The organism is Parafrankia sp. Ea1.12 (assembly GCF_900465275.1).
In the GTDB taxonomy this organism is placed as follows: domain Bacteria; phylum Actinomycetota; class Actinomycetes; order Frankiales; family Frankiaceae; genus Parafrankia; species Parafrankia soli.
In genome coordinates this window covers 1-14,114 of sequence record NZ_UBIZ01000194.1, presented here as the reverse complement: position 1 = coordinate 14,114, position 14,114 = coordinate 1, and the positions used below count along the sequence as shown (strand labels likewise).

Here is a 14,114-nt window from a genome sequence, read left to right as displayed (position 1 = left end):
CCCCGTCCTCGACGGCCTCGACCGCCACGTTCCACCCGCACCGATCACCGCGCCGACCGCGAGAGACCTCACCGCTCTGATCGACAAGAGCAACATCAAACCCTGAAGTTATTTTCCGGCAACTCCCTGCAGGTGATGGGCCACCTCGTCGGGGACTGGCTGGTGCCGGTCAGCCGGGTCGCCGACGCGGCCGGGGTGGGCTAGCATCTGACCTGATCAAATAGGTTTGACCTATCAATCGGCTTGGCCGCAGGTGCTCGGTAGATGCAGGCCAGCAGGCGCGGAGGCCCGGTTCGTACATTGCCGGACCCGAACCCCGCCCGTCGCCCGGATTTCGCCGGACCCGTCCTGGCCGCAGGCCGTGATCGCCGCCGCGGCGGGATCGCGCGGTGCCGGGAACTGTGCGTGGTGGGACACCCGTAGTCAGCATGTCAGACCTCGCAGCGATACTGGTTGACATGTCGACCGGTGACGATGCGGTCGGGCCTGCTGTCGCTGGTGGGGCAGGTGCGGCCGGTGCGGGTGGTGTGGGCGGTGTGGCTGTCGCGGCGCCGCAGCCGTTCACGCACCTGAGCGTGCCCAACTCCGGGCTGTACCGGGAGGTGCTGACAGCCTTCGCGCGGGCCCGGGACCGCTTCATCGTGCACATGCGTCCCGAGGACGCCGCGGCCGACGTGGGCGGCGCCGTCCCCGCCGAGTCGATGGTGGCCGCTTTCGACCAGCTGGCGGTGTGGGGCAACCTGCGCAGGGACCCGGACACCGGCCGCGTGACGAGCGTGGAGGACTTCCACCGGGCCCGGTACCTGTACCAGCTGACCCCGGCGGGGCAGGCGGCCGAGGAGGCGATCGCGCTGTACGAGGCGGCGATCGGCCGTCGGGGCGCCCTGCAGTCGGTGGCCCTCGACGATATCGCGTCCCAGCTGCGTGCCCTGTTGGGGCTGGCCATGATGGAGGCGTCCGAGCTGGACCCGGCGAAGGTGCATCTGCTGCTGCTGGGGCTGGCGGAGCGGTTCACCGGCCTGGCGGACAACGCCCAGGCGTTCATGGCGTCGCTGCGCCGCGTCATCGACTTCTCGGACGGAGACGTCGACGCGTTCGTCGCCTACAAGCAGCGGCTCATCGACTACATCAACCGCTTCATCGCCGATCTCGCGAACCGCGGCGCGGAGATCGCCACGTTGCTCGGTGAGCTGGAGGAACGTGATGTCACTCGTCTGCTTGAGGTCGTGGCTCGCCGTGAGGCCAGCGACGCGCTGCCGGACCTGCCGCCGGACGCGCACATCGTCGCCGGTTCGGTAGCGGCTGACGGTCCGTCGTCGGCGGACGGTTCGCCGGCGGGCGCCGGTTCGGCTGACGGGCGCGTGGCGGCCGGGGGAGCGGGGGCGGCGTATGACGCCGCGGTCGAGGCGTCGCTGGTCGGATGGCGGAACAGGTGGCGCGGCCTGCGTGACTGGTTCGTGTCGACCGATGCCCGCCATCCCTCCCAGGCGAGGCTGCTGCGCGGTGCCGCCGTCACCGCCATCACCCAGCTCATCGACACCGTGGCCGCCCTCAACGAGCGCCGCTCCGGCCGTTCCGACCGGTCGGCCGACTTCCGCGCGCTTGCGCGTTGGTTTGCCGAGGCGCCGGATGACGCGGCGGCGCACCGGCTGTGGCGGGCCGCCTTCGGGCTGGCCCCGGCCCGGCACCTGACCGTCTCCCAGGAGACCGTCTCGGCCTGGCAGGAGGACGAGCCGTCACCCGGCACGCCGTGGCGGCAGGCACCGCCGGTACGGATCAGTCCCCAGCTGCGCCGCACCGGGTCGTACGAGCGGCGTGGTGCCCCGAACCGGGTTGCGGACCGGGCCGAGCAGCGCCGCCTGCTCGCCGAGCACGCGGCCAGGGAGGCGGGGCAGGCCGCGGCCGCCAGAGATCGGCTGGCCCTCGGCCGGCCGGTGCTGCTGTCCGATCTCGGGCTTCTCGACCGGCAGGCGTTCCGTCTCTTCCTCGCGCTGCTCGGGGATGCGCTCGCGGCCCGGCTGCCGGGTGAGGGGGCGGTGGAGACGACGTCGGGTGACGGCACGATTCTGATCCGGCTGTCCGTGGTGCCAGGCGGCGGCACGGTGTCTGTGGAGACCGAGGACGGTGTGCTGCGCGGGCCGGAACACCTCGTCGAGATCGTCGATCTGACCGTGCCCGCGCCGATACCGGGATGACGACGGACCCTGTCACGGCGGATACCCGCGCCGCGCGGCGGCGCGCGATGCGGGCTCTGCTGGCCAGACCCCTGCGTACCTCGGCGTCGGACGACGAGGTGCTGCAGCTCATCCGCCGGCACGCCCCGGCGCTGCGTGAGTGGCTCGCCGCCGAGACGGGCTGGCGGCTGCTGGTGGACTCGGATTCCGCCAGGCTGTTCAAGACGGTCGCCACGACCGGGGAGGCGACCTACCCGGCACGGGACGGCCGGGGCAGGGCGCCGTTCGGGCGGCGCCGCTACGTCCTGCTGTGCCTGGCACTGTCGGTGCTGGAGACCGCGGACGCCCAGATCACGCTGGGCCGGCTGGCGGAGGGCGTGCTGGTCGCGGCGAGTGACCCGCAGCTGGCCGCTGTCGGTGTCGCCTTCACCCTCAGCCGCCGGGACGAACGTTCCGACCTGGTCGCGGTCGTCCGGCTGCTGCTCTCCCTGGGCGTGCTCGAGCGCGTCGCCGGCGACGAGGACGCCTACCTGAGCGACAGCGGGGACGTCCTGTACGACGTCCGCCGCCGGGTGCTCGCCTCACTCCTGGCGGGCACCCGCGGACCGTCGACGATCGAGGCCACGGACCTGGAGGCCCGGCTGGCGGAGCTGACCCACGAGCCTGTTCCCGACACCGAGGACCTGCGCAACCGCGCGCTGCGGCACCGGCTGACGCGCCGGCTGCTGGACGAGCCCGTCGTCTACTACGACGAACTCGCCGAGGACGAGCGTGCCTACCTGGTCAGCCAGCGCCACGCCATCACCAGGCGGATCGAGGAGGCCACCGGGCTGCTCGCGGAGATGCGGGCCGAGGGGATCGCGATGGTCGACCCCGACGACGACCTCACCGACGTGCGGATGCCCGAGCAGCGCACCGACGGACATGTGACCCTGCTGGTCGCCGAGTACCTGGCGGACCGGCTCGGCCAGGGCACGCCGGTGCCGCTGGCCCGCCTGCGCACCTTCGTCGCACAGATGGCGGTCGAGCACGCCTCCTACTGGCGGCGTGGGGTGACCGAACCCGGCGCCGACGCCGAGCTTCTCGCGGTGGCGCTCGACAAGCTCCGAGCCCTGCGGCTGGTCGCCGACGCACCCGGTGGTCCGGCGGGCCCGCCGGCGGTCCTGCCCCGCCCGGCGATAGCCCGCTACGCACTCGACGCCCCGACGATCCGTGACCGGCAGGCCGACGGCACCGGCACCGGCATTGGGCCGGCCAGCCCAGCACGCAGGAACAGGAAGGAGACGCGGCGGTGAGCAGCGAGACTCCCGGGGGTGACATGGCGATCACCGCAGCCAGGTCGTCCGCGGTCAGGTCGTCCGCGGACCCGGCCGCGGTGGCGTCCGCGCCGTCGCCCGGGACGTCGCTGCCTGCTCCCGGCCGGGACCGTTGGCAGCCGCTGCGTGCCGGACTCGTCGACCTCTTCTACTACGACGTCGAGGAGTTCCACTTCCACGACGGCCGGCTGCTGCTGCGCGGCAACAACGGCACCGGCAAGTCGAAGGTGCTGGCGCTGACGCTGCCGTTCCTGCTCGACGGGGAACTGGCCGCCCACCGGGTCGAGCCCGATGGCGACCGCAACAAGCGGATGGAGTGGAACCTGCTGCTGGGAGGCCGCCATCCGCACCCGGAGCGGCTCGGTTACGCCTGGCTGGAGTTCGGCCGGACCGGCCAGGACGGTGTCGCCGAGTACCGCACTGTCGGAGCCGGGCTGAAGGCGGTCGCCGGCCGGGGCATCGCCCGGCACTGGTTCTTTGTCACCCCCCAGCGGGTCGGCGCTGACCTGTCCCTGGTCGGCCCGACGCGGGTGGCGCTGACCAGGGAGAAGCTGAAGGACGTCGTCGAAGGCCACGGCCAGGTGTTCGACACGGCCTCCCATTACCGGCGGGCGGTGGACGAGGAGCTGTTCGGGCTTGGCACCCACCGATACGAGGCGCTGGTCAATCTCCTGATCCAGCTCCGTCAGCCTCAGCTGTCCAAACGGCCTGACGAGAAACTGCTGTCCCGCGCGCTCACCGAGGCGCTGGCGCCGCTGGACCCCGCGCTCGTGGCCACCGTCGCCGAGGCGTTCCGCGGCCTGGACGAGGAGCGGGAGGCGCTGCGCGCGCTGACCGAGGCACAGGCGGCGGCGCAGGCGTTCCTGAGCCACTACAGCCGCTACGCCCAGGTCGCCGCCAGGCGGCACACCGCGCCACCGCGGCAGGCGCACAGCCGCTATGAGCAGTACGGCCGGGAGCTGGGCGAAGCCGAGGAAGCCCACCGGACCGCGCAGGCGGCGCTCGACACCGCGCTCGCCGAGCTGGACGCCCTCGACGCGGCGAAGGAGATCCTGACCGCCCGGCGTGAGGCGCTGCGCGAAAGCCCGGAGATGCGCAGCGCGGCGGCGCTGAACACGGCCAGGCAGGACGCGTCCCGGCTCGCCCAGCTCGCCAGCCAGCGGACGGAGGCCGCCACGCAGGCGGCACGGTCGGCCGACAGCTGGCAGCGCCGGCTGGCCGAGGCCGCCACGGCGGTCGACGACGACCAGACCGCGTTCGACGGAGCCGTCGGGGAGGCCGACGCGGCGGCCGGCGCCGCCCTGCTCGCCGACAGGCACCCTGCGGTGCTCGACGAGCTGGCGCGGGAGCAGCGACCGTATGCCGGCGCGCGGCGGTCCGGTGAGGCCGCCGTCGACGCCCAGGACGCGGCGGTGAGCCACCTCGAACGGCTGCTGCGCGGGGCCGATGACGCGGCGGCGGCGGCGCGGGCCGCCCGCACCGAACTCGACCGGATCATCGGCGAGCGCCACGCCGTCGCGGAGCGGATCGCGACCGCCGAGGACGTTCTCGCCCGACGCGGCGCCGACCTCGTCGCGGCCTGCACGGCCTACCTGGGGCGCGCCGAGCAGTTGCGGCTGCCCGACCCGGACGGGATCCTCGCGGCACTCGCCGGCTGGGTGGAGACGCTCGACGGCCGCAGCCCGGCCGCGGCGGCAGTCGACGACGCGGTGCGGGAGACGACTGCCCTCCTCGGCCGCCGGCAGGCCGCCGTCGACGCCGAGAAGGCGGCTGCCCGGGCCGAGCTCGACGCGCTGACGGAGGAGATCGCACGGCTGGTGGCCGGCGGCCATGACGTGCCGCCCACCCCGTACACCCGGGACGGGTCGGGCCGCGCCGGCCGTCCCGGCGCCCCGCTGTGGAAGGTTGTCGACTTCGCCGCCGGCGTGCCCGACGAGCACCGGGCCGGCATCGAGGCGGCGCTGGAGGCGGCCGGCATCCTCGACGCCTGGGTCGGCCCCGACGGCAGGCTGCGGGACGCCGTCTCCGACGACGTCCTGGTCACCGCCGGCTTCCCGACGCCGGGCGACGGACTGGCGACGGTGCTCGTTCCGGCGGTGGACCGGGCGGACCCCGCCGCCGACGCTCTGAGCGACCAGTCCCTGGCCGACCTGCTGGCGACGATCGGCCTGCGCGGCTCCGACCGGCCGAGCGGGCCCGACCGTGCTCCGGACGGTTCCGCCAGCTGGGTCGGGGTCGACGGCAGCTTCGGCAACGGAACGCTGACCGGGTCGTGGCACAAGCCGGCCGCCGGCTACATCGGAGAAGGCTCCCGCGAGGCGGCCCGGCGGGCCCGGCTTGGGCGGCTGCGCGCCGACGCGGAACTGACCGAGGAACGGCTGACGCGGTTGGCCGCGGCCGGGGCCGAGCTGGCGGACCGGCTCGAGGCACTGGCCGCCGAGCACCGCGCGTTTCCCGCCGACACCGATCTGCGTGACGCCCACGCGACGCTCAGCGCCGAGCATGCCACCAGGCGGCGCGTCGACGCCGACCACGACCATGCCGCCGCCATCGCGGACCGGCGCCGGCAGGTCGCCGCGCAGGCGCGGGAGCAGGTCGAGGACTTCGCTGCCGACGTCCGCCTGCCCGTCGAGCCGGCGGCCCTCGCCTCGGTGCGCCGGGCGCTCGGCGACTACCGGACCGCACTGGCCAGGCTGTGGCCTGCCGCGACCGCGCTGGCCAGGTCCCGCACCGCGGCGGCGGGGGCGCGCGCGGAACTGGCCGAGGTGACGGCCCGGCACCGGCAGGCGGCCGAGGAACAGGCCGAGGCCGAGGCGCAGGCCGACGCGGGGGCCGAACGGCACCGGGTCCTGGCCGAGACCGCCGGCGCCGCCGTCGACGAGCTGTTCCGCAAGCTCGCCGCCGTCGAAGCCGAGCTCGCCGACCGCGACCGGCGGGAGAAGGCGGCGCGGGCCGCCGAACGAGCCGCGATCGACGCCCGCGGCAAGGCCGACGGCCGGCGCGAGACCCTGCGGGCCTCCATCACCGCCGCGGCCGCCGAGCGGGAGAGCGCCATCGCGAGGCTGCGGGCGTTCGCGGCGACCGGACTGCTCACCGTCGCCGTCCCGGACCTCGACCTCCCCGACACGTCCGCCGCGTGGGCGCCGAACCCGGCGATCGCCTCGCCCGCGCCGTCAACGCGGCCCTCGGCGACGTCGACGACTCCGACCGGCGCTGGGAGCTTGTGCAGCAGCGTGTGTCGGGCGAGCACAAGATCCTCACCGACGCACTGTCCCGGCACGGCCACTCGGTCGGGATGACCGTCGCCGACGGCGTGATCGTGGTCGACGTGCTGTTCCAGGGCCGCCGGCAGGACGTCCCGGAACTCGTCACCGCGCTCGCGGGGGAGACCGAGCAGCGTGCGCTGCTGCTGTCCGCCAAGGAACGTGAGGTCCTGGAGAACCACCTGGTCAACGAGGTCGCCAGTGCGCTGCAGGAGCTGGTCAGCGACACCGAGGAGCAGGTCGGCAGGATCAACACGAACCTCGCCGAGCGGCCCACCTCGACCGGGATGCGGCTGCGTCTGCAGTGGCGGATGGCCCGCGGCGCGCCGGCGGGCCTCGGCCCGGTGCGGGACCGCCTGCTGCGGCAGACGACCGACGCGTGGAGCGCCGCGGACCGGGCGACCGTCGGCGCGTTCCTCCAGGAGGAGATCAGCCGGGAGCACAGCGCGGACGCCTCCGGCGGCTGGGCGGAGCAGCTGACCCGCGCCCTGGACTACCGCCGCTGGCACGAGTTCGCCGTCCAGCGGTTCCAGGACGGCCAGTGGCGCCCGGCCAGCGGCCCGGCATCTGGCGGGGAGCGGGTGCTCGCCGCCTCGATCCCGCTGTTCGCCGCCGCCGCGTCGTTCTACGACTCGGCCGGCGACCGGCGGGCGCCCCGCCTCATCGCTCTGGACGAGGCGTTCGCCGGGGTGGACGACGACTCCAGAGCCAAGTGCCTGGGCCTGCTCGCCACCTTCGACCTGGATGTCGTGATGACGAGCGAGCGGGAGTGGGGCTGCTACCCGCAGGTCCCCGGGCTGGCGATCGCTCAGCTGTCCCGGCGGGACGGGGTGGACGCGGTGCTGGTCACGCCGTGGAGGTGGGACGGCCGCGAACGGACGCGGCTGGATCGACCGTCGACGTACCTGCCAGCGCCGGCGGCACAGCCGGAGGTGGCCGCGGCCAGTCGGCGGGCCCGCGACGAAGAGCATCTTCCTCTGTTCGGCGAGCATCTTCCCGTCGGCGACGAGCGTCTTCCCCTCAATGGCGACCCTCTTCCTCTCGGCGATGAGCCTCTGCCACCCGGCGGCGAGCCGATTCCGCACACGTGAACGATGCCGACCAGCCGGGCGACCTCGAGCGGCTGCGGCGGCTGCTCGGCGGTGAGGAGACGGCATGGCTGCTCGCCCGGGCACGCGGCCGGCTGGAACGGGGCAGGCCGCTCACCGGGACGGTCACGCTGGCCCGGGCCACCGCGGACCAGCGGCGGGCCGCCGAGCGCCTGCTCGGCCGGCGGGCCGGCGCCGGCAGCTCGCTGTCGGTATCGCTGGACGACGTGGACGCCGTGCTGCGCGCCAGCGGCGCCGCGTCCGGCGGGCTCGAGGCCGCCGTCACCCTGCTGACGGGGCAGGTGGCCAACCTTGCGGCGCAGGCCGCCGCGGATGCCCGGGAGTGGTCGGCCGTCCGCGGCCCGTTGGAGGAGCTGGTGTCCCGGCGTCCCGTACTCGCCCCCTGGCTGTTGTGGCTGGACGGCACCGGGATGCTGCGCCGGCTCGCGGACGGGCCAGACGCCGCGTCCGCGCTGGTGACTGATGCGGTGCGGGTGCTGGAGGTGCTGCCGTCGCCCGGCGTCGCGCTGGGCCGGCTGGCGGCGAGCCGCGCCGGCGACGCGCACGCGCTCGACGAGGGCCGGCCGCTGACCACCCTCGTGCTGGCCGCCGTACGGGTGCTCGGCGGCTCCTCCCCGACCGGCGACGGGTCAGCCGCGGGGCGGCGGGCCGCCTGGGCGGCTGTCGGAGTGCACCGCGACGAGCTGTCGTCCACCGCGCTGTGCCTGGGCCTGCCAGGCGGCTCGGCGACCCCCAGCGGGCGGATGCTGGCCGCCGCCCGCGAGGCGGGCGAGCCCTGCGTGCTCACCCTGCGTCAGCTCGTCGGCCGCCGCGGGGATCTGGGCGACCTCGGCGTGGGCTCCACGATGGTCTTCCTGTGTGAGAATCCGATCGTGGTCGCCAGCGCGGCCGACGAACTGGCACACCGGTCCCCGCCCCTGATCTGCGTCTCCGGCCAGCCCTCGCTCGCCGTCGTGACCATGCTGGACGCGCTCGCGGTGCGGGGAGCGCGGTTCGCCTACCACGGCGACTTCGACTGGGGCGGCATCCGCATCGCGAACGGGCTGCTCGAACGGGTCCCGTGGCTGCCGTGGCGCTTCGACTCCCGCTCCTACGAGGCAGCCCTGGCGATGGTCGAAGGCGGCAGGCTGATGGGCCGCCCGGCCGACGCGTCCTGGGACCAGGGCCTGCGCCCGGCCCTGGAACGCCACGCGCGGCGGATCGACGAGGAACTCGTCCTGCCCGACCTGCTCGCCGATCTCGCCGCCGCGACGACCCGACGGTGAAGGTCTTCCACCTCCACTCGACTGTCTGGCGCCTCGTGGCACGCGATCGTTTCGTGAGACACCCGCATCTCCGGGTCGTCCGGGTGATCGATCGTGAGGCGGTGGGAGATCTGCTGCCTACCTGTCCGCCGGCTTGGCCGTGCCGTTCGCGGGTGCGTCAGGCGCCGGTGCGCCGGGCGCGGTGGGCACGGCCGGGGTGGAGCCCGGCGTGCCGCTGGAGAGCAGGGAACGGGCCAGTTGCAGGCCCGCCGCGCCCTGTGACAGCGCCTGGGTCAGCACCTCGCCCAGGCCGGCCGCGCCGTTGAGGACGATCAGCTGGTCGACCGCGCCGAACGGCTTGGCCGCGGCCTCGACGATGGCCGGCCACTGCTCGGCGAGCTGCTGGCCGATGACGGCGTCCTGGTTGACGGCGAGCGCGTCGGCGCGGGCCTTGATCGCCTCGGCCTCGGCCAGGCCGCGGGCCCGCATCGCGTCACCCTCGGCCGAACCGACGGCCCGCTTGGCGTGGGCGTCCGCGTCGCCGATCGCGCGGGTCGAGGCCGCCTCGGCGGTTGCCAGGACTCGCACCTGCTGCGCCCGGGCGTCCGCCTCCGTCCGGACCCGGGTGGCGTCCGCGGCGGCGGCCAGCTCGATCTGGCGGGCGGCCGCCTCGGCCGAGCTGATCTGGGCGTCACGGGTGGCGCGGGCGAGCGTGGTCTGCTCGTAGGCGCGGGCGTCGGCCGGCTTGCGCACGGACACCTGTAGACGCTGCTCCTCCAGCTCGGCCTCGAGCTGGGCCACCTTGGTCTGCTCGACGACGACCTGCTGGTGCGCGGTGGCCTCGGCCAGCGGGCCGGCCTGGGTGGCGCGGGCCGAGGCCTCGTCGACCTCAGCCTGGAACCCGGACTGCTTGATCGAGCTGTTCCGGTTCGCCTCCGCCTTGAGCGCCATGGCGATCTGCTCCTGCTCGGTGGCCTCCCGGTCGGCCTCCGCCTCGGCGATCCTGGCCTGCGCGGCGACGGTGGCCACGTGCGGGCGCCCGAGGTTGCGGATGTAACCGGTCGGGTCGTCGATCTCCTGCACCTGCAGCGAGTCGACGATCAGGCCGAGCTTCTCCATCTCGGTTCCGGAGCTCGCCCGGGTCAGCTGCGTCAGCTTCTCCCGGTCCCGGATGAGGTCCTCGACGGTCAGCTGGCCGACGATGGCGCGCAGATGGCCGGCGAAAACGTTGTGCACCCGGGTGTCCATCTTGTCCTGCTGGTCGAGGAACCGGCGGGCGGCATTCGCGATGGACGCGTAGTCGTCACCGACCTTGAAGATGACCACGCCCCGGACACCGACCGGGATTCCCTGCTGGGTGACGCATTCGATGCCGAGCTGGGCGGCCCGCAGATCCAGGGACATCCGGCGGACGGTCTGCACGCCCGGCGGTACCAGCACGCCCTTTCCGGTGACTATCTTGAATCCCAGGCTCTCGGCCACGGCGTCGTTCGGGTCCTTGTACGCCCGCATCCCGGAGATGATGAGTGCCTCGTTCGGTTCGGCCACCCGCCACATCAGTTTGAACAACGCGACGGCCAGCACGGCGCCGACCGCGACCGAGATGAGGATGATCATCATGTTGCCTCCGCTTCACCCCACGGGAGATCTGGTCAACGGGCGTCAGCCGGCCCGCGGCGGGGCACAGCGGTTGGCGCGCCGGGGCACCGTTGGCCGGTGGGTGGCCACGACCGCGGTCACAGCCTGATCACCAGCACGGTGCGAGGAGGGAAATACTCGACGACGAGAACGCGCGAGCCGACGGCGAAGGTCACCCCGTCGTCGGCCGCATAAGCGTGGAATGCCTCGGAGCCGCCCCGTACCGCGAGCATGACCTCACCGACCATGCCCGGGGCTATCTTTCCCGTCACCCGTCCTGTTTTGCCGATCACTGTCTGGTCGGCCATCGGCCCCTCCACGCGACAATTAATGATCGTAGGCTTTCCCGGTCGACTGGCAATGCCTGTGCCCGACGAAAAGCTGTCGTCAGCGCGACTGTGGCCGCACTTCACAATCATCGCAGGTTGTCAGGTGGATGGCGGTCCCGTGCGCCGGCCGGTGGGAAGTCGGGACCGGCTCCCCGCCCGGTGACGGGGTCTGGCCGCGCGAGGTCTGCTCCGCCTGGGATTTGCCGTGCGGGGCCTGGCGGCCGGGACGAGTGGGCGGGGTGACCACCCCGCCCACTCGCCGCGGCGAAGCCGGAGCCCGCGCCGTCAGGCGTTCGGGTCGAAGGAGATGCCCGCAGGCATCGCGCGCTCGAGGTGGTAGTTGAAGTTGCCGTCCTTGAGACCGAAGACCGCGCTGCCGAAGTTGGCCGCGCTCAGCGCGTCACGGACCCCGGCCGGATAGCCGTTCCAACCGACCAGAGTCGGGTAACGCCAGGTGTGGAGCTCGTTCTCCGGCGGCTCGTCGCCCGAGTCGGCGAGACGGAAGTCGTGGGTGCCGACGCCGTCCTTGTGGTAGACGATCTTCGGGTGGTTGCCGTCCCAGCGGACCTGGCTGCGGGGGTAGACGTTGAAGCTGCCGTGGGCCGAGGCGGAGACGTACTGGGCCTGGTTGTTCTGCACCCAGACCACGACATGCTCCCAGTCGTGCCGGTGGCCGCCGATCGTCGCCTGGTCCTTCTCGAAGTAGAGGCCGTACAGAATCGCGCACCAGCCGTTGTTGCACTTGTAGCGGGCGTAGCCGTTCGTGTTGTTGAGGTCGGCCAGGTCGTGGCAGCCACCGTTGAGCGCGCCGGACGGGTTGAGCCCGCCGTTGACGGCTCCGTTCGCCCCGATGGCGGGCGTCGGGTAGCACCCGTCGGTGTCGTAGTCGTAGGCCGGCTGGTACGTCTGTTCCATGGTGTCGGCGTTTCCGGGCAGCGCGGCCGGGGGTGCCGCGAGCGCAATCGTCGGAAGCGCGACGACGAGCGCCAGGGCGCCGCCGATCACGAGCGAGAACCGGCGGATGCGCGTTTTCTTCCTCACCACGTCCTCCTGGTCGACCGCAGCATGGGCAGGGCGGTCGGATGGGCATGCTGCCTCCAGCATTTCGGCTCCCCCCGACAACCGCGGCCGGGCCGGGTTTCCCCGTGATGAAGCGTCGGCCAATACTGGGAATGAACGCGCAGGTCGGCATCGCGCCGTCCCCGGCCCGCCCGGCGTCACAGTGCTGGCGCCGGGCGGTTCACCTGGTTCGATGCCGGGGAAGCGCCTGCGAACTCCGCGGCGGGAGATCGCCGCGACGCTCCGGCGGGAGCCCCGGTCCGGGCTCCCGCCGGCCTGGGGTTAGAAGACGCCGATTCCCGCGGCCTCGTTGCGCTTGCGCCACTCCTCGCGCGACATCCGGGTGACGTCGACATCGGCGGCCAGCCCGCGCAGCGCGCCCACGGTGGCCTGCTCCCTCGGCGTGTGGGAGAACGGGTCCCAGCCGAAGAAGCGGCTGGCGTTCTCCCAGGTGATCTGGTGGATCTCGTCGTCGCGGCAGCCGGCCTGCTGGAGCTCGTTCCAGGCGTGCTCGGGTGACTCGGGCCAGGTCGTGTCGGTGTGCGGGTAGTCGCACTCCCAGGCGATGGTCTCGATGCCGATCTGCTCGCGCAGGCGCAGCCCGGCCGGGTCGGTGATGTAACAGGCCAGGAAGTGCTCCCGGAACACCTCGGAGGGCAGCTTGCCGCCGAAGTCGTTGTGGATCCAGCTCTGGTTCTGGAAGTGCCGGTCGACGCGGTCCAGGTAGAACGGGATCCAGCCGATGCCACCCTCGGAGAGGGCCACCTTCAGCTCGGGGAAGCGCCGCAGCGTCGGGCCGAAGAGCAGGTCCTGCGCGGTGAGCATGGTGAGCTGGGACGGAATGACGATCATGTGGTCGATCGGCACCTCGGGGGCGAGCTTGACGATGTCCCAGGCGCCGCCGATGTGCAGGCTGAGCACCATGTTCTCGTCGACGAGGGCCTGCAGCATCGGGTCCCAGTGGCCGGAGAGGAAGCTCGGCCAGCCCTGCGCGTGGGGGGCCTCCAGGAAGCTGATGGAGCGGCAGCCCTTCGCGGCGATCCGCCGGATCTCCTTCACCGCGAGCTCGACGTCCCACATCGGCACGATGCCGAGGGGGATGAACCGGCCCGGGTAGGCGCCGCACCACTCGTCGATGTGCCAGTCGTTGTAGGCCTGCAGCATGATGAGCGAGAGGTCCTTGTCGAGGGCCTCGGAGAACGTGCGGGCGTTGAAGCCCGCCATCGTCGGGAAGCACATCGAGGCGAGGACGCCGTTGGCGTTCATGTCGCGGACCCGCTGGTGGACCTCGAAACAGCCCGGACGTAACTCGGTGAAGGCGCCGGGGTTGAATCCCCACTCCTCCCGGTGCCAGCCGACGGTCGCCGCCATACCGAACGGTGTGGACGTCTTCTCGCCCTGGAACACCCACTCGTCGACGCCGGCCTCGTTCCGGACGACCTTCGGCACGGAATCGAGCCACTTCGCCGGGACATGGTTCTTGTACATGTCCGGCGGCTCGATCACGTGGTCGTCGATGCTCAGCAGAATCATGTCGTCCATGTGCATGGTCCGGATTCCTCTCGCTGTGGACCGATCCTGAGTGGACCGATCCGTGGTGAGTGGACCGGCCGTCGTGGACCGACTGGTCGTGACGGGAGGTGGGCCGCTGTCTCCGGTGGCGGTACCGCGCCCTCCGGCGCGCACACTCCGGCGCGCACGGGAGCCGGGTGGCCACCTCCCGTCGCCGAGCCGTGGTTGTGATCCTCGTCGCCCGGCGGGGCGCCGGGGGACGGACAATGCTAAGGATGGCAGCGTAATTCAGACCAATCCCCGGCGTCGACGTTCTGCCCGGTCAGGGATCCGTCCAGAACGGCCAGCCGTGGTGGCCGGGCCCGGCCGCTCTGCCCGCTCTGCCCGGTCCGTCCGGCTGCTCCGCGCGCTTGTTCAGCCCCCGGGACCCGCGGGCCCGTCGGGGCTGGCGGTGGGGCTCACCGCGGGGG

Annotated in this window: 9 protein-coding genes; 5 read left to right on the top strand and 4 right to left on the bottom strand. The window is 73.0% G+C overall.

All coding sequences use genetic code 11. The annotated features are described in order from the left end of the window. Positions 1–458 precede the first annotated feature (458 nt). From FMEAI12_RS06625 to FMEAI12_RS06610, 5 genes are read left to right on the top strand one after another with little or no spacing between them, the layout of a single operon-like run. Positions 459–2,195, top strand: a complete 1,737-nt coding sequence (locus FMEAI12_RS06625) for a TIGR02677 family protein (protein WP_200835204.1) — start codon at positions 459–461, stop codon at positions 2,193–2,195. Next, entirely contained in the window at positions 2,192–3,469 is a 1,278-nt protein-coding gene (locus tag FMEAI12_RS06620; protein WP_112105342.1) for a TIGR02678 family protein, read from the top strand. The genes FMEAI12_RS06625 and FMEAI12_RS06620 overlap by 4 nt, the downstream gene beginning before the upstream one ends. Then, positions 3,466–6,789, top strand: coding sequence for a TIGR02680 family protein (locus FMEAI12_RS06615; protein WP_235013764.1), 3,324 nt, complete (start codon positions 3,466–3,468; stop codon positions 6,787–6,789). The genes FMEAI12_RS06620 and FMEAI12_RS06615 overlap by 4 nt, the downstream gene beginning before the upstream one ends. After that, the gene (locus tag FMEAI12_RS37855) at positions 6,726–7,844 is read left to right on the top strand and encodes an SbcC/MukB-like Walker B domain-containing protein (RefSeq protein ID WP_235013763.1); all 1,119 of its coding nucleotides are present in this window, start codon (positions 6,726–6,728) and stop codon (positions 7,842–7,844) included. The genes FMEAI12_RS06615 and FMEAI12_RS37855 overlap by 64 nt, the downstream gene beginning before the upstream one ends. Then, positions 7,841–9,127, top strand: coding sequence for a TIGR02679 family protein (locus FMEAI12_RS06610; RefSeq protein WP_112105341.1), 1,287 nt, complete (start codon positions 7,841–7,843; stop codon positions 9,125–9,127). The genes FMEAI12_RS37855 and FMEAI12_RS06610 overlap by 4 nt, the downstream gene beginning before the upstream one ends. 117 nt (positions 9,128–9,244) lie before the next feature. On the opposite strand, the gene FMEAI12_RS06605 is transcribed toward FMEAI12_RS06610, so the two are convergent. The 4 genes from FMEAI12_RS06605 to FMEAI12_RS06590 all read right to left on the bottom strand — a co-directional run bounded on the left by FMEAI12_RS06605 (position 9,245) and on the right by FMEAI12_RS06590 (position 13,680). Continuing rightward, positions 9,245–10,726, bottom strand: coding sequence for a flotillin family protein (locus FMEAI12_RS06605; protein WP_112105340.1), 1,482 nt, complete (start codon positions 10,724–10,726; stop codon positions 9,245–9,247). 116 nt (positions 10,727–10,842) lie between these two features. Beyond that, positions 10,843–11,052, bottom strand: coding sequence for a hypothetical protein (locus tag FMEAI12_RS06600; protein ID WP_020458364.1), 210 nt, complete (start codon positions 11,050–11,052; stop codon positions 10,843–10,845). Between the two features lie 306 nt (positions 11,053–11,358). Next, positions 11,359–12,114, bottom strand: a complete 756-nt coding sequence (locus FMEAI12_RS06595; RefSeq protein ID WP_112105344.1) for an NPP1 family protein — start codon at positions 12,112–12,114, stop codon at positions 11,359–11,361. A 300-nt stretch (positions 12,115–12,414) separates the two neighbouring features. Continuing rightward, on the bottom strand, positions 12,415–13,680 hold the full coding sequence (locus FMEAI12_RS06590; protein ID WP_020458366.1) for an amidohydrolase family protein: 1,266 nt from the start codon (positions 13,678–13,680) through the stop codon (positions 12,415–12,417). Between the last annotated feature and the right edge of the window lie 434 nt (positions 13,681–14,114).